The organism is Flavobacterium nackdongense (genome assembly GCF_004355225.1).
In the GTDB taxonomy this organism is placed as follows: domain Bacteria; phylum Bacteroidota; class Bacteroidia; order Flavobacteriales; family Flavobacteriaceae; genus Flavobacterium; species Flavobacterium nackdongense.
The window spans coordinates 1,212,592-1,229,604 of record NZ_CP037933.1; the positions used below are offsets into that span (position 1 = coordinate 1,212,592).

A 17,013-nucleotide genomic window follows, 5' to 3' on the forward strand; every position below is an offset into this window, starting at 1 on the left:
CAATTCTAGATTTTCTATCGAATGCTCTTTTCAATACGCCCCCAACTAAATCAGAGAGAGGTTTGATGGAAAAAATATGATTTTTGAAGAATGAATCGTCAAATGGATAATCGAAAATTTGAGTATAAAAAATTCCCTCATTGATAATCAAATGAGGGAATTTTTTGAATTGAATTCATTCTTTATCCCAAGAAAATACTCAAAATATAATACAAGATGGCTGCTAATAAAGCCGAAACTGGAATGGTCAATACCCAAGCCCATAATAAGCTTACAGTAACGCCCCAACGAACAGCCGAAACTCTTTTGGTCAATCCTACTCCAATAATCGAACCAGTAATGGTATGCGTTGTGCTCACAGGAATTTTTAAATGCTCGGTGAAATAAAGCGTCAACGCCCCAGCTGTTTCAGCAGCCACGCCTTCAAATGAGGTTACTTTGGTAATTTTCGACCCCATGGTCTTTACAATTTTCCATCCGCCACTCAAAGTTCCCGCAGCGATAGCCGAATAACAAGCCAAAGGAATCCAAGCGGGCATCGCACCTTTTACACCCAAATCATCATTAGGAAGAACGACGTTTAACCAATCTGCCATACTTTCTTGAGTTTGACCAGAAGTATTTATATAAACTGCGACCGCAGCGGCAATAATACCCATTACTTTTTGCGAATCATTTCCACCGTGTCCTAAACTAAAAGCAGCCGAGGACAATAATTGCATCTTTTTCAGTACGGCATCCGCTTTGTGCAAACTCAAACTACTAAATGTCAATGCGAAAGTAGAAATGGATAAAATTATAAAGGCTACTAAAAACCATTTTATATTATGAGATTCAAAAACGACACTCCATAAATGGGAGTCAAAACGGGTTTTTTCTATTTCTTCATAAGGAACCATTTGTTCATACACAAATAAAATAGTACCCAACATCAGCGCGATGGTAAACACCTTTGGCAATACTTTCTTTGTAGAAGCATTCAATAGCCAAATCGAAATCATGTAAGAAGCAAATGCCCCAACAAGCGGCGCCAATACAATAAAAGCGATGACAATTAAAACACCTGAGGGCAATCCGCCATCCTTGCCTGCCTTGTACCAACTCACGATATCATACCAATGTTGTGTTGCACCATCTGCGGTAACATAACCCCCAAAACCGTGCATGGCTATAGCGTGTGCCAATGCTGCTCCCGCAAATCCACCAATAAGAGTATGGGAAGAACTCGATGGAATTCCCAACCACCAAGTCAATAAATTCCAACAAATAGCAGCGATAACTCCAGCGAGTATCACCACCAGATTGATATCCATCGTATGCGCCGTTTTGGCAACAGTATCTGCCACCCCAAAACCAAAAACCCAATAGGCTAAGAAGTTAAAAAAAGCAGCCCAAAGAACGGCTTGAAAAGGGGAAAGAACTTTTGTAGCAACAACAGTAGCAATAGCATTGGCTGCATCATGAAAGCCATTGATGTAATCAAAAATCAAAGCCAAAATGATAATGACAATAAGTAGCGTAAATTCCATAATTATAGTTGAAAGATTGAAAAAATAATCATTGAAAACAAGAAGTTATAAAACAAAAATCCTGTCCACCAATGGTTAATTCCTAAATTATTTACGAATGTTTTACCGTAATAGATTCTAAAACGCTAGCCACACCTTTACATTTATCGGTTGCGGTTTCCAATACCAATAATACTTCTTTGTATTTGATGATATTTTTAGCATCTGTTTCATTTTCGAAAATATCAGCGACAGCTTTATTGTACACATCATCGGATTTGCTCTCCAATTTATTAATTTTTGCGCAGGCATTGGTAATGCTTTTCATCTTCTTCAAATCTCTCAATTCTTGAACGGCAGTATCGATATGCTGACATGCTTCAAGATTGATTTCTGTAAGTTTTCGAATTGATTTGGTAATTTTTCCTACTTGGTACAAACGCATTCTACTTGCAGCACCGTGAAGGTTATCGGCCACATTATCGATGGATACAATTAACGAGTGAATGTCTTCTCGGTCAAAAGGAGTAATGAAATTTTTACTCAATTCTAAATTAGTTTGACGCGTTATATCCTCTCCTTTTTGTTCCAATTCATCGATTTTCAAAAAAAGTTCATCTCGCTCTTTTAGAGGAAGATTTACCGCTTCGTGCAAAATCGAAGCCAACTGCACTAAATTAGAGGATGCTTGTTCAAAAAGTGGGAAGAATTTTTTATCTTTTGGCACCAAAAACTGAAAAATACTATTTATTGACATTTTCTTAATGTTTAATTAATTTTAGAGGACAAAATTACTTCTTTATTCTATGCTAATGTTAAGTAATTGTTAACAATTGGATTCTAACTGAAATTTTCCTAAAAACTGAACCGTTTTCTCGATATCATAATGTAAAATTCGGTCTTCCTGCACAAATGAAACTTCCTGACGATAGTTTTTTAAAAACTGCTCAATCCATTCGCTTGATTTCAAAGGACGCCTGAATTCAATAGCTTGCGAAGCATTCAACAATTCGATTGCGAGAATTCGTTCTACATTTTCCATAACCTGCAAAGCCTTGGTTGCCGCATTCGCACCCATACTTACGTGATCTTCCTGACCATTACTCGAAACCATACTATCAACGCTAGCTGGGGTTGCCAATTGTTTGTTCTGACTAACAATGCTCGCCGCTGTGTACTGTGGAATCATCAAACCGGAATTTAACCCAGGATTGTCCACCAAAAATGCGGGAAGATTGCGCAAACCCGATATCAACTGAAAAGTTCTTCGCTCAGATATGCTTCCCAATTCGGCCAAAGCAATAGCGATAAAGTCCAAAGCTAAAGCCAAAGGTTGTCCGTGAAAATTTCCTCCCGAAATAATTTCGTCAGTATCTATAAATATATTAGGATTATCGGTAACCGAATTGATTTCGGTCTTGAATACATTTTTTACATAATCAATCGCATCCTTTGAAGCTCCGTGAACTTGCGGAATGCATCGAAATGAATACGGATCTTGCACGTGTTTCTTCTCCTGTTTGATAATTTCGCTCCCGTTCAACAATTGAATCACCCGTTGTGCAGTTACAATTTGACCTTTGTGCGGCCGAATCGCGTGAATTAATTCGTGAAAAGGCTCAATTCTTCCATCAAATCCCTCTAAAGAAATGGTTCCAATCAAATCCGCCAAATACGAAAACTTAACCGCTTTCATCAAAATATGCACGCCATAAGCACTCATAAATTGGGTTCCGTTCAATAATGCCAAACCTTCTTTGGATTGCAATACGATAGGTTTCCATCCAAAATGTATTAAAACTTCGCTTGAATGGACTTTTTTATTTTCAAAAAAAACTTCACCTTCACCCAATAACGGCAAGGATAAATGAGCCAGAGGAGCCAAATCGCCCGAGGCACCCAGCGAACCTTGGTTGTAGACAATGGGTAAAATGTCGTGGTTATAAAAATCGACCAATCGCTCGACCGTTTGCAACTGAATACCGGAATGGCCATAACTCAAGGACTGAATTTTAAGCAACAGCATCAATTTGACAATTTCAGCAGGAACTTCCTCACCAGTACCACACGCATGAGATTTTACCAAGTTTTCTTGAAGTTTAGAAAGGTTGTCATTAGCAATTTTCACATTACAAAGCGAACCAAAACCCGTATTGATACCATAAATAGGCTTGGATTGCGAAACCATTTTGGCATCGAGATAGGCTCTACATTTTTGAATGTTGACCGTAGCTTCCTCAGATAGTGCCAATAGTTTCTGATGCGAAATAATTTCTTGCAGTGTCTCCAAGGAAAGTACTTCGGTACTTATATAATGTGTATTATCCATTTAGTTTTAAGCTTAAGAGGGGTCAAAATTCTGCAAACCAATATTAATAAACAAGATTTTATTAGTAAAATTTTAAATATTCATTTTTACAAACGCTGTTTTTTAAAATATTCGCAAAAACAGCCCCAAAGCTTTTTTTTATTTTGTGAAAATCAGTACTTTTGAAAAATCAATATGAAAAATAACAACAAAACATATCATTCTTCGATAACAGCTCAAACTAGAGTTGCAGTTGCTGTTACTTTCACCACTACATCTACCACTACCCTTTAGGGGTATACATTTTTACATATTATCCAGTTTACCTGCTTTTTTCGAAATGAAGAGAGTTCATAGATGCATAAAAAAAGTTGCATTTAAAATAATATTAATATTTACTAGAAATGCTTGTAAAACATTTTAACCACATAGTTCTGATAGATGTTGCAACATAGATTTTGAGTAATAAATAAAGAAAAAGCTTTGCTTTTAGATAGAATTCATAGCTGCTATGTGCAAAATTATTTTCTATGTAAAACTTTTATAGTTTCGAAAATATTTTTCCTATGTGGTAAAAAAAAAAACAATTAAGTATAAAATAAACATATAACAACACAATGAGAGTATTAAAATTTGGCGGAACTTCAGTAGCCAATGCGCAAAACATAAAATTAGTCTTAGATATAGTAATCAAAAAAGCAGCCCAAGAAAAAGTTATTGTAGTCGTTTCTGCTTTTACCAAAGTTACCGATTTATTAGTTCTTGCTTCGCAAAAAGCAGCTGCAAATGACGAAAGTTACAAAGAAATTGTCGCCGAAATCGAGAAAAAACACTTGGACGCCATCAAAGAATTAATCCCAGTGAGCGAACAAAGCGGTTTGCTAAGCCACATCAAAAGAATCATCAATCATCTAGAAACCCTATTAGACGGATGTTTCCTTTTGGGCGAACTATCACCAAGAACTTCGGATACGATACTGAGTTTTGGCGAATTATTGTCTTCTTACATTATCGCCGAAGCCTTCAAGCAAAACCATAAAAATGCAGGATACAAAGACAGTCGCGAACTCATAAAAACCAATACTAACTTTGGTAAAGCAGCCGTAAACTTTGAAATTACCAATGAATTAATTGCCGATTATTACGCCTCAAATGAGTCTCAAATCGTCGTGATGCCCGGTTTTATTGCTTCTACAGAAGAAGGAATTGGAACAACTTTAGGTCGTGGTGGTTCTGATTATACAGCAGCCATTTTGGCTGGTGCTTTGAACGCTTCTGAATTGGAAATCTGGACTGATGTCAACGGAATGTTTACTGCCAATCCAAAAATTGTAAAACAAGCCCAACCCATTGCCACTATTTCGTATCAGGAGGCAATGGAGTTGTCGCATTTTGGCGCCAAAGTATTGTATCCACCAACCATTCAACCTGTTTTCAAGAAAAATATCCCCATTTGGATTAAAAATACTTTTGAACCAGAAGCTATCGGAACTTTTATTTCTAACGAAGATAATTCGCATACCAGTCCAGTAAAAGGAATCAGTCATATCGATAATATCACTTTAATCACTTTAGAAGGCTCAGGAATGGTTGGGGTTGCCGGAGTTTCGAAACGATTGTTCGAAGTTTTATCCAACGAAAATATCAACATTATTTTTATTACCCAAGCTTCTTCTGAACATTCTATTTGTATTGGAATCTTGAATTCAGATGCCAACAACGCGGAATTTTCTATTAATAAAGCCTTCCAACAAGAAATTTCTCAAAACAAAATCGATCCTTGTATCGTCGAAAAAGACCTTTGCATTATCGCTTTGGTAGGCGAAAATATGAAAAATCACCAAGGTTTGAGTGGTCGAATGTTCAGTACTTTGGGTAAAAATAATGTCAACATCCGAGCCATAGCTCAAGGAGCTTCCGAAAGAAATATTTCAGTTGTCATCAACGAAAGAGACGTAAAAAAAGCATTAAATACGCTGCACGAAAACTTCTTCGAGGAAAACACCAAACAGTTGAACTTGTTCGTGATGGGCGTTGGAAACGTGGGCGAAAAATTTATCGAACAAATTAATCAACAAAAGAAATTCTTGAAAGAAAATCTAAAAATAAACCTAAGAGTTATTGCGGTTTCGAATTCCAGAAAAATGTATTTCGACGAAGATGGAATGCCGCTGAAAGACTGGCAATCGCTATTATCAAATGGTGAAACTTCCGATAAAGAAGCCTTTATTTCTAAAGTGAAATCCCTTAATTTACGCAATAGTATTTTTGTCGATATTACTGCAAATGAAGCTGTTTCGCAAACCTATAATCAATATTTAAAACATAATATCGCCGTGGTAACTTGCAACAAAATTGCGTGTTCATCAGCTTATGATAATTATAAAAAATTAAAAAATCTGTCTCGTCAATACAATGCTCCTTTCTTATTTGAAACCAATGTAGGCGCAGGATTACCAATCATTGACACCTTGAAACACTTAATCGCTTCAGGTGATAAAGTGAACAAAATCCAAGCGGTTTTATCCGGAAGTTTAAACTTTATTTTCAACAATTTCGACGAAAATAATTCCTTCCACGATGTGGTAAAAGAAGCCGGAGTTCAAGGATTTACCGAACCTGACCCAAAAATTGACTTGAGTGGTGTGGATGTAGCCCGAAAAATTCTGATACTTATTCGCGAAAGTGGCTATCAAATGGAAATTGAAGACATTCAAAACAATTCTTTTCTTCCAGCAGAATGTATGGCGACAACCAACAACGAGGATTTTTTCAAATCATTAGTGAAACACGCTTCGCATTTCGAAAACCTTTTGGCTGAAGCCAAAGCCAAAGACAGCAGATTGAAATTTGTTGCCACTTTCGAAAACGGAAAGGCAAGAGTTGGATTGGAATTCATCCCGAAAGAAAGTCCGTTCTATAATTTGGAAGGAAAAGACAATATTGTACAATTTTACACAGACCGTTATATCGACCAACCTTTATTAATCAAAGGGGCCGGTGCAGGTGCTGCGGTGACGGCGTCAGGAATTTTTGCCGACGTAATCCGAATTGGAAATATTTAAATTACCATTGTAGAGACGTTGCGGTAGAGACGTTGCAATGCAACGTCTCTACAATACGAAAAAATAAAAATATGAATGAAATAAAACTATTTTGCCCTGCTACCATAGCCAACCTATCCTGCGGATTTGATGTGCTCGGATTGTGTTTAGCCACTGCAGGTGACGAAATGATAATTCGAAAATCAGACGTAAAAGGTGTTCGAATTACTAAAATTGTGGGTGCCAATTTACCCTTGGAAACCGAGAAAAATGTTTCGGGAGTGGCGGCATTGGCACTACTGGAAGAAGTAGAAACAGAATTTGGTTTTGAAATCGAAATCTACAAAAACATCAAAGCGGGAAGCGGAATCGGAAGCAGTGCGGCTAGTTCAGCAGGAGCTGTTTTTGGAATCAACGAATTGCTGGGTCGTCCTTTTACCCGAAAAGAATTGGTGCAATTTGCAATGCAAGGCGAAAAATTAGCGAGCGGGAATGCCCACGCCGATAATGTTGCCCCTTGCCTATTGGGCGGTTTTACTTTGGTACGAAGTTCGGATCCTTTGGATATTATCAAAATTGACAGCCCATCCGAATTGTATGCGACTGTCGTTCATCCACAAATTGAGTTGAAAACTTCGGATGCACGATCGGTATTGAAACAAACCGTTTCGCTGAAAAGTGCCATCACCCAATGGGGAAATGTAGGCGGATTAGTCGCCGGTTTGTATACTCAGGATTACGAATTGATTGGACGTTCCTTACACGACGAAATCATCGAACCCATTCGCAGTATGCTGATTCCTGGTTTTGATTTGATTAAGAAAGCCGCATACGAAAACGGAGCTTTGGGTTCAGGAATTTCAGGTTCAGGTCCTTCTATTTTTGCATTGAGCAAAGGAAAGGAAAACGCCGAAAAAATCGCGAAGGCGATGAGTAAAGTCTATGATGAAATCAATTTGCCCTATGAAATTCACGTTTCGAAAGTGAATGCAGATGGTGTGAGTGTAATATAAGAAGTTAGAAATACGATGGCAGTAATCAAAAAGAAACGAATAGTAAATTGAAAAAATGTAAATGGAAACTAATCAACTAGTAAATTCGTTTGAAAGAGAACAAAATGAAATACCTAAATTTTATTCCAAAAAAGCAATTTTAGGATTTTCGATTTTTTTCAGTTCAATTTTTGGAGGAATTCTTTTAATTCAAAATTTGAAAGAAATTGGAATGAAAAAAGAAGCTAAAACAGTTTTAAATACTTCGATATTTCTTACTGTTTTGCCATTTTTGGTAGCTTGGTTAATGGAAAAGGATGTTTCTACATATACATTTTTGGCCAATCTAATTGGTGGTTTAGTCCTTTCTGAATTTTATTTTGGATTATATATTCCGAAAGAACAAATCTTTGAAAGTAAGAAAATTTGGAAACCATTATTAATTTCATTAATAATTACAATCCCACTCTTGGCTTCAGCAATTTATTTTGCTTAAATGTCTAGTTTCAAAACCTCGTTAAGCGTTGAAAAAATATACTAAGTTAAAAGTTAGAAGCCAAAAAATTTCTATTGAAAAATAAAATACAAGAATAAAAACTATTTAGATTGATGATTCCAGATGTAAAGCAAATTGCTAAAAAATCTAAAATCTAAAATCTAAAATCTAAAATTTAGAAATGAAATACTACAGTTTAAATCATAATGCCCCGAAAGTTTCTTTCGAAGAAGCCGTAATTCAAGGATTAGCCACCGATAAAGGATTGTATTTTCCAGAATCAATCACTCCTTTAAGCAAAGAATTTTTCGAAAATATAGAGAACTTAAGCAACGAGGAAATTGCTTTTGAAGCCATTCAACAATTTGTAGGCGACGAAATTCCTGCCGAAACCTTGAAACAAATCATCGCCGAAACCCTTTGTTTCGAATTTCCAACTGAGAAAGTAGAAGAAGGAATTTATGCTTTGGAATTGTATCACGGACCAACAATGGCCTTTAAGGACGTAGGTGCTCGTTTTATGTCCCGCTGTTTGGGTTATTTCAACAAAGACAAAAAAGACAATAAAAATACCGTATTAGTGGCTACTTCTGGAGATACCGGAGGAGCGGTTGCGAGTGGCTTTCTAGGAGTTCAAGGGGTTGAAGTGGTGATTCTTTATCCTTCCGGAAAAGTGAGCGACATCCAGGAAAGACAATTAACCACCTTGGGACAAAATATCAAAGCATTGGAAGTCGATGGTGTTTTTGACGATTGTCAAGATATGGTCAAAAAAGCATTTTTGGACGAAAGTCTGGCACACCACAACTTAACTTCGGCCAACTCGATTAATATTGCTCGATGGTTGCCACAAATGTTTTACTTTTTCTTTGCTTACAAGCAATTGAAATCGCAAAACAAACCTTTGGTGTTTTCTTGTCCAAGTGGCAATTTCGGGAATATTTGTGCTGGAATTATTGCCAAAAAATTAGGTTTGCCCATCGAACATTTCGTGGCTTCGACCAATGTAAATGATACGGTTCCGAGATTTATGGAAAACGGAAATTACGATCCAAAACCTTCCAAAGCGACGATTTCGAATGCGATGGACGTAGGAAATCCAAGTAACTTTATCCGAATCCAAGAAATGTACAACAACGATTTGGAGCTTTTCAAAAAAGATTTTTCTTCCTTTTCATATACCGATGCCGAAACTTTAGAAGCGATGCAATCCATCTACAAAACCGATGGTTATATTGCAGAACCTCACGGCGCTGTGGGCTATTTAGGTTTGAAAAAAGAACTGAAAAACCATCCAAACGCGATTGGAATTTTCTTAGAAACTGCGCACCCCATCAAGTTTTTGGATGTGGTAGAACCTGCTTTGAACATTCAATTACCAATTCCAACTCAAATAGAAAGCGTGTTGAATAAAGAAAAAGTAAGCGTAAAAATCAAAACTTACGAGGAATTGAAGGCGTTTTTGGAAACCGTTTAATTAGTAACTTTATGATTACGAAAGCAACTATCGAAGACGTTTATGCATTAAATAAACTAATAAATTCAGCTTATCGGGGTGAATATTCTAAAAAAGGTTGGACTACAGAAGCCAATATTTTAGAAGGCAAAAGAACCACTGAAGCAGAATTAATGGAGATCCTTCAAGACAAAAAAAACAGCCTTCTAAAATACTTCGAAAACGACCAGATTCTAGGTTGTGTATTGCTGAAAGAAAAAGAGAATGAATTGTATTTAGGAATGCTGACCGTTTCGCCAGAGTTACAAAATAGTGGTATTGGAAAAAAATTAATGCAACAAGCTGAAGTTTTTGCTTCGGATTTGGGACTTCCTAAAATTGTTATGACCGTAATTTCTGTTCGCGAAGAACTCATTTCGTGGTACAAACGCAAGGGTTTTGTAGATACAGGACTAAGAGAACCTTTTCCGGTAAGTGAAGTTTTTAGTCAAACCACCAAAGAACCTTTGGAGTTTATGGTATTGGAAAAAAGAATGCTGTAGCTACCAGAAGGCATTCGCTTTTAAAAATTTTTAGCCACGAATTACACTAATAAACACGAATTACAACTATTTTTTATTTCACGAAGTCTTGAAATAAATAGAAGTAGTGTAATTCAATTCTAAATTTGATGAAAATTAGTGCCAATTGGTGTAATTCGTGGCTACCTTCTTTTTTTCTTCTTTAAAAGTAAATGCCTTTTAGCTACCATTACTTTTCCAAGCTCAAATAGGCTTTCCCAATATACTTGATCACATCCGAAGCGATAAACGACTGATACCCCGTTTCAGGCAGTGCAATATCTGCAGTTAGTCCGTGGAGATAAACTCCAAGTATTGCGGCATCAATGGGTTCGTAAGATTGTGCCATTAAACTTGTAATCATTCCTGTGAGGACATCGCCAGTTCCGGCTGTTGCCAAAGCGGCATTGCCAGTGGTGTTTTTATATATTGCATCACCGTCGATGATATAAGTGGGGGCACCTTTCATTACTAGTATTAGATTATTCTGTTTTGAAAAAGCGATGGTTTTCTTGAATTTATCGGCTTCAGAATCCCAGTTCCCAATAAGGCGCTCTAATTCTTTTTGATGTGGTGTAAAAATGGTTTTTTTAGGCAAAAAAGTCAGCCAGTCCTTGTTCTGTGCCATAATATTCAATCCGTCAGCATCTATCACCAAGGGAACTGTATTGGTTTTTATAAAACGATGTATGGCAGTATGCGTTTCGATATCCTGTCCAATTCCAGGGCCAAGACCGATGGCTTGGGGAACAAAATTGAGGATGATTTTAGAAATATATTTTACCGCAATATCCGTCAAAACCATCACCTCTGGATTGGCAATTTGCAGAACTCTATAACCACAACGTGGCAAAAATACGGTAACCAACCCGCAACCCGTTTTCAAACAGGCCATAGAAGCTAAAGTCATCGCTCCTATTTTGCCATAACTACCGCCAATGATTAATGCATGACCTTGAATCCCTTTGTGGGTATGCGCATTTATGGGTTTATATCTTTTGAGAATTTCGGTTTTGTCAATTGGAATTACTGCTTTCATTTAATACGATTTGTTCGTTAAAAATACAAAAATTAAATGAATGAAAGTGGGTAGAATTTATTTTTATTTAATAGGTTTCTGCAAGAAAAATCATTAAGTTTGAATAACCATTACAATCTGCAATTGTATAGCGCCAATCTACCCGATTTTGGGTGTATATGCGCGAGTATATGCGAGATAAAAAAAATAATACAAATAACAACATTTTTTTGATAAATGAAGTTTAAAATAAATTTTACGATATTTACCGAAATTTAGATTTATATAAAAATGTACAATACTATTCCCGACCAATTAAGAAAATTAGCAATTGAAAATGTTTTTAGCACAAATACATATCAAAATTGTTGGAGAACGTGGCAACCAGAAATTTTAAGACTTTTAGGAAATAATTATACTGAAAATGAAATCTTAAATATTGGAGACCATTTATCAGATATTTTTAGGTCAACTGGTGGCGGAGGAAGAGGTCAAGGAGAATTGTCAGCAAGTGGAACTGCTTGGGAATCTTTAGTTTGTTGGTATATTAACCTCTGCACCGCTGGAAGTCGAGTTGTTGCTGTGAAAAAAATGAGTATTGTTCCCAAAGCAATACAAGATGCAATAACTGTAAATTATGGAAATTTTGCTTGTAATACCGAATCTGATATAACAATACTAGTTTTTCCAGACTTACCCGAATACAACACAAACATAAATCAATTAAACATTCTAAATAATTTGGGAATTCAAATTCAACCAATTTTGAGAAACAAATTTAATCTTGAACTAACAAATCATCTAGCTGAAAAAGATTTTAATCAATTTGAAATTGGAATTATACAATGTAAAACAAATTGGAATGACAATGCTCAAATTCCAATGTTATGGGATATGATATATTCGGCTGGAGGATTTCGAGGCAGAAATATTACAATTGGCAGAAATGGTTATAATATACAGAATGCTCAAAGTTTTAGTTATTCTTTTGTTACAGTTCCATCAAATCAAAATACAGTTTATAATCCTAATGGAGTTGCAGTAAAAAGAGTTACAAATTTATCTGGCGGTAACTATTGGGGTAATCCTAGCATCCAAAATGTTGCCAAATCATTAAAAGAAATTTTTACAAATAATTTTCAGTCTGGCTCAAGAACTGGCTTAAGAACAGATATTAGAGCTGCAATACCAGAATTAACAGCAAATAATTCGTTATCTTATTTTGGTCTCTATTGAATGTTCTTCAAAATTTCTAGAGCTACCGCTCTAGCCATAAGTGGAGGAACTGCGTTCCCAACTAATGTAAATTGAGGAACTTCAAATTTACGTTTATTTCCACCTGTTGAACGCTTTCCTTGAAAAACAAATGAATCGTCGAACGATTGCAATCTTGCCATTTCTCGAACAGTTAATGACCTTGGATTTGAATAGTGAATATAATCATCTGCAATTGTCATAATTGTAGAACTTTGACTTTCAGGTTTCAACACTGTATAATTTCGTTTATCTGATTCTAAACCAATTTCCTTGAGATTTGATTTTGCAGATTCATAATTACCCGACTTTAGAATTACATCTAATCTTTTAATAACATCTTCATTTTGCTTACTAGTTTTATGATTTTGCAAAGGAGCAACAAGATGTGTTAAAGTGTTTTCAAGTTCTTCAAAATTTCTAACGTAAAATGGATTTTTCGCATTTGCAAATCTTCCATTTAAACGACCTTTTTTTGACCAATCTGAATAGCTTAAACCATCATTTTCATTTGGTTTTCCGTCAACATTTCTCTTTTTTATTAATGATTTCATTTTTTCAGTTGAACCATTATATTGAGCTTTTAAATTGATTTTTTCATAATCAAATCTTTCGTCATCGTTTCCAATAAAATCTAAATCATAAATAGCTTCAAAAACATTTACTTTATCGTTTTGATTTACAGTTGACGGAACATTATTAATCAACTTTTGATCTTTTCTACAACCAATAAACAAAACTCGTTCTCGATTTTGAGGAACTCCATAATTTGATGCTAATGCAACAAATGGTTGCTCAATATTATATAACCTAATTTTAGACAAAATTGTTTCAAATTCAGTTTCTTTATTAGCATTAACTACGAATGAGTTCAGTCCTTTAACACATTCATCAAAAGAATAATCAAAAATTTCAAGCGCAGTAATAATTTGATTTACTTCTTCTATGTAAATATTATTGGGTTTTAAATTATTAAAAGAATTATGAATTTTTTCAATAATAGTTTCAGACTCAATAGAAGTTAAAAAAACATCAAAATTATCTGCAAAAAAATCATTGTCTAAATTAGAAAATGCTTTTTCATTAATCACTTTTTTTCTAATATATTCGAGTTCTTTAACTCTTTTCAAGAGATTAAATCCGTGACGGATTGTGCTAATATTTTTGTCTGTTTTACTAGTTTTATAGTCAACAATTTTTGGTGTTAAAAGCCTAAACTTATTTTCTAAATTATGAATGTAAGTATTCTTTAAATTATCCAATTCTTTATCTGTTGACTTTTCAAATTGTAAACGCAAATTATAACAATCCAAAATAAAAGAATTTTTTAAATCGTTTTTTTTAAGATTTGAAACAAAAAATATAAGTTGATTAAATTCTTTCAAATCAACAATCGACCTAATTTCTTGCAAAATCATTTCTTTTATTTTGCCTTGCTCTTTTGTCAAAATCCCCTTGACATTTTCCATTACAAAATACTTTGGTCGTAATTGTCTAATTACCTTCAAATAATGCGCAAATAAATCATCTTTTTTGTCAAACTTTTTTCTTTTTCCTGCTAAACTAAAACTCTGACAAGGCGGTCCGCCACAAACAATATCAATTTCTTTATTTCCAATCTTCTTAAGAAAATTATCTAAAAAATCTGGTTCGGTAATATCTTGTCGAAGAAATTCAGCATCTAGTCCAAGTTGATAATTATATCTTGCCAAATGTGTGAGTTCACAATTCTCGTTAATATCACTAGCTAACCTAAAATCATAATATTTATTACCATATTCAGCTTGTAGAAAACCTTCACTAAATCCACCTGCTCCAGCGAATAAATCCACAAAAGTCACTTTAGTTTTTGTTTCATATTCTGTTGGTGTTTCAGAAACTATATTAATATCTGTGTTGGCTCTTCTACTATTAACTAAAGAAGCTATTTTTTCTTTGATTTTTTTATCTGTGAAGTTTGTGTGTGGCTCAATCTCAAAATATTTTTCTACTTCTTGCTTTAAGAAAAGTAAAAACTTATTAATTGATTTATGAGAATATTCTGTTTCTTTTACTAACTGATTTGTGTTGTCCCAATCTTTTTTCATTATTTTCTCACCAGTTGCAACTTTAATTTGCAAATCTTTTTGACGCAAAACAAGATGAATTGGAAACCTTTTACTTTTATCAGCTTTATCAAGGTAAAATTTTACATTTATCATATTACGGACGATTTTACGGATACGGACAAATGTACGGACAAATTTTTATTTCGCAAGAAAAAAAGCATTTATTTTACAAATTATTCTGTAAGGTATTGAAATTCAACAAAAGCATTGTTGTAATTCAAATAGAAAGTTCTGCTAAAAACTAATGGACTGCGCCTTTTACACTATAACAGCTACTCCTATGTAAAGCATAATAAAGTCATTCACCCCCGCTCCTTAAAGTCTCCGACTTCGAGAATGTGTGAATCAGTCTGTGACCGATCAAAGTACAAATATTCTAAAAACAAAAACCTTTGCCACTCCATAAATATTCAATAAATTAGCCGCTTCAAATTTTATATCAAACGACAATGAAAAATACTGCGCTGACGCACATACACGAGAGTTTGGGAGCCAAAATGCTTCCGTTTGCTGGATACAATATGCCTATTTTATACGAAGGCGTCAATGCGGAACACGAAGTCGTTCGGACTGGTGTTGGTGTTTTTGATGTTTCGCATATGGGGGAATTTTTACTTTCAGGACCAAATGCATTGGCATTGATTCAAAAAGTAACTTCGAATGATGCTTCAACCTTGACCATCGGTCGTGCCCAATATTCCTGTTTACCCAACAACGACGGTGGAATCGTGGACGACTTATTGGTTTACAAAATAAAAGACGAGCAATATTTATTAGTTGTAAATGCTTCGAATATAGACAAAGATTGGGATTGGATTTCAAGTCACAATGATTTGGGCGTCGATATGAAAAACCTTTCAGACGATTATTCTTTATTGGCCATTCAAGGACCAAAAGCGGTTGAAGCTATGCAATCCTTGACTTCTGTCGATTTATCGGCAATTGCCTATTATCATTTTGAAGTGGGCGAATTTGCAGGAATCGACCACGTAATCATTTCAGCAACAGGCTATACCGGTTCTGGAGGTTTTGAGATTTATTGCAAAAATGCCGAAGTGGAACAAATTTGGAACAAAGTTTTTGAAGCAGGTGCAGCCTTCGGAATCAAGCCAATTGGTCTTGCCGCTCGTGACACTTTGCGTTTGGAAATGGGGTTCTGTTTGTACGGAAACGACATCAACGATACGACCTCGCCACTCGAAGCAGGTTTGGGTTGGATTACCAAATTTACTAAGGATTTTACCAATTCTGAGAACTTGAAAAAACAAAAAGAAGCGGGAGTTTCTAAGAAATTAGTCGCCTTCGAAATGCAAGAACGTGCCGTACCAAGACACGATTACGAAATTGTAGATGCAGAGGGCAACGTTATCGGAATTGTAACTTCGGGAACAATGTCACCTTCTATGAATATTGGAATTGGTCTAGGTTATGTTACTACTGAAAACAGTACAATTGACAGTACTATTTTTATTAGAATCAGAAAAAATGAGGTGATGGCCAAAGTAGTGAAATTGCCTTTTTATAAGAAATAAAAGCTAGTTTCAAAAGTAACTTTAATTCAGCAGACGTTATCCCAAAAACAAAGCTCAGACGCTAATGGTTTTCAATTGGTTAAAAAATTAAATTAAAACTCATAAGTAATAACAAAAGTAATTACATTTGTAGTATGATAAAAACACGTCAAACACAGATTATAAAAATAGGAAATTCTAATGGGGTAAGAATTCCTAAAGAATATCTTACCGCTTTAGGTACAAAAGAGGTTGTTTTAGAATTCATAAACAACACAGTTACCATTAAGCCCGTAAAAGATAGTGTACCGCCACGCAGTAAATGGAACGAAATACTTGCAAAAATGACCATAGAAACCGAAGATGAATTGACCGATTTTGACACTACTCTCGCTGATGGCATCGACGATATATAAAAAGTGGGATATTGTTTTAGTCGATTTAAATCCTACCAAAGGCAGTGAGATTTCGAAAGTAAGACCTTGCTTAGTAGTTTCACCAAACAGTGTAAATACGTACATGAATACAATTGTGGTCGTACCGTTTACCTCTAAACCCAAAGGTTTTCCTTTTAGAATATCGACTAAACACAAAGGTATTGCCGGAGAATTGTGCTTTGACCACATCAAAAGCATTGACAAAAGCAGAATCGTCAAAACTGACGGCGCGATTGAAAAACCCTTGAGAACTACTATAAATAATTTGCTTTTTGAATTTTTTAATGAGTAAATGCACTAATTTTTGCACTCCATAAAATC

The 17,013-nt window shown here is 35.2% G+C and carries 14 protein-coding genes; 9 read left to right on the forward strand and 5 right to left on the reverse strand.

The window, feature by feature from the left end:
* Positions 1–182: 182 nt before the first annotated feature.
* The 3 genes from E1750_RS04830 to hutH form a co-directional block, all read right to left on the reverse strand.
* Positions 183–1,529, reverse strand: coding sequence for an inorganic phosphate transporter (locus E1750_RS04830; protein ID WP_133275683.1), 1,347 nt, complete (start codon positions 1,527–1,529; stop codon positions 183–185).
* 91 nt (positions 1,530–1,620) lie between these two features.
* Positions 1,621–2,265, reverse strand: coding sequence for a DUF47 domain-containing protein (locus tag E1750_RS04835; protein WP_133275684.1), 645 nt, complete (start codon positions 2,263–2,265; stop codon positions 1,621–1,623).
* A gap of 69 nt (positions 2,266–2,334) precedes the next feature.
* Positions 2,335–3,837: a histidine ammonia-lyase gene (hutH, locus tag E1750_RS04840; RefSeq protein WP_133275685.1), complete on the reverse strand. Its 1,503-nt coding sequence runs from the start codon at positions 3,835–3,837 to the stop codon at positions 2,335–2,337.
* A 596-nt stretch (positions 3,838–4,433) separates the two neighbouring features.
* Here hutH and thrA point away from each other — a divergent pair.
* The 5 genes from thrA (at position 4,434) to E1750_RS04865 (ending at position 10,346) form a co-directional block, all read left to right on the forward strand.
* A complete protein-coding gene (thrA, locus tag E1750_RS04845) occupies positions 4,434–6,881 on the forward strand; it encodes a bifunctional aspartate kinase/homoserine dehydrogenase I (protein WP_133275686.1) in 2,448 nt (815 codons plus the stop codon).
* Positions 6,882–6,952: 71 nt separating this feature from the next.
* Positions 6,953–7,873, forward strand: a complete 921-nt coding sequence (locus E1750_RS04850) for a homoserine kinase (RefSeq protein ID WP_133275687.1) — start codon at positions 6,953–6,955, stop codon at positions 7,871–7,873.
* 211 nt (positions 7,874–8,084) lie between these two features.
* The gene (locus E1750_RS17900; protein ID WP_227873963.1) at positions 8,085–8,348 is read left to right on the forward strand and encodes a hypothetical protein; all 264 of its coding nucleotides are present in this window, start codon (positions 8,085–8,087) and stop codon (positions 8,346–8,348) included.
* Between the two features lie 181 nt (positions 8,349–8,529).
* The gene (thrC, locus tag E1750_RS04860; RefSeq protein WP_133275689.1) at positions 8,530–9,825 is read left to right on the forward strand and encodes a threonine synthase; all 1,296 of its coding nucleotides are present in this window, start codon (positions 8,530–8,532) and stop codon (positions 9,823–9,825) included.
* Positions 9,826–9,836: 11 nt separating this feature from the next.
* Complete coding sequence (locus tag E1750_RS04865) at positions 9,837–10,346, forward strand: GNAT family N-acetyltransferase (protein WP_133275690.1); 510 nt, start codon at positions 9,837–9,839, stop codon at positions 10,344–10,346.
* A gap of 208 nt (positions 10,347–10,554) precedes the next feature.
* Here E1750_RS04865 and E1750_RS04870 read toward each other — a convergent pair whose 3' ends face one another.
* Positions 10,555–11,403: an NAD(P)H-hydrate dehydratase gene (locus tag E1750_RS04870; protein ID WP_133275691.1), complete on the reverse strand. Its 849-nt coding sequence runs from the start codon at positions 11,401–11,403 to the stop codon at positions 10,555–10,557.
* Between the two features lie 270 nt (positions 11,404–11,673).
* Between E1750_RS04870 and E1750_RS04875 the strand changes: the two genes are divergently transcribed.
* On the forward strand, positions 11,674–12,618 hold the full coding sequence (locus tag E1750_RS04875; protein ID WP_133275692.1) for a hypothetical protein: 945 nt from the start codon (positions 11,674–11,676) through the stop codon (positions 12,616–12,618).
* Here the strand turns inward: E1750_RS04875 and E1750_RS04880 are convergent.
* The gene (locus tag E1750_RS04880) at positions 12,612–14,837 is read right to left on the reverse strand and encodes a DNA cytosine methyltransferase (protein WP_133275693.1); all 2,226 of its coding nucleotides are present in this window, start codon (positions 14,835–14,837) and stop codon (positions 12,612–12,614) included. The genes E1750_RS04875 and E1750_RS04880 overlap by 7 nt on opposite strands.
* A 356-nt stretch (positions 14,838–15,193) precedes the next feature.
* Between E1750_RS04880 and gcvT the strand changes: the two genes are divergently transcribed.
* From gcvT to E1750_RS04895, 3 genes are all read left to right on the forward strand, one after another.
* Positions 15,194–16,276: a glycine cleavage system aminomethyltransferase GcvT gene (gene gcvT, locus E1750_RS04885; RefSeq protein WP_133275694.1), complete on the forward strand. Its 1,083-nt coding sequence runs from the start codon at positions 15,194–15,196 to the stop codon at positions 16,274–16,276.
* 134 nt (positions 16,277–16,410) lie between these two features.
* Positions 16,411–16,671 carry an AbrB/MazE/SpoVT family DNA-binding domain-containing protein gene (locus E1750_RS04890; protein WP_133275695.1) on the forward strand — a complete coding sequence of 87 codons (261 nt, stop codon included), beginning with the start codon at positions 16,411–16,413 and terminating at the stop codon, positions 16,669–16,671.
* Positions 16,652–16,984, forward strand: a complete 333-nt coding sequence (locus E1750_RS04895) for a type II toxin-antitoxin system PemK/MazF family toxin (RefSeq protein ID WP_133275696.1) — start codon at positions 16,652–16,654, stop codon at positions 16,982–16,984. The genes E1750_RS04890 and E1750_RS04895 overlap by 20 nt, the downstream gene beginning before the upstream one ends.
* Positions 16,985–17,013: the final 29 nt, after the last annotated feature.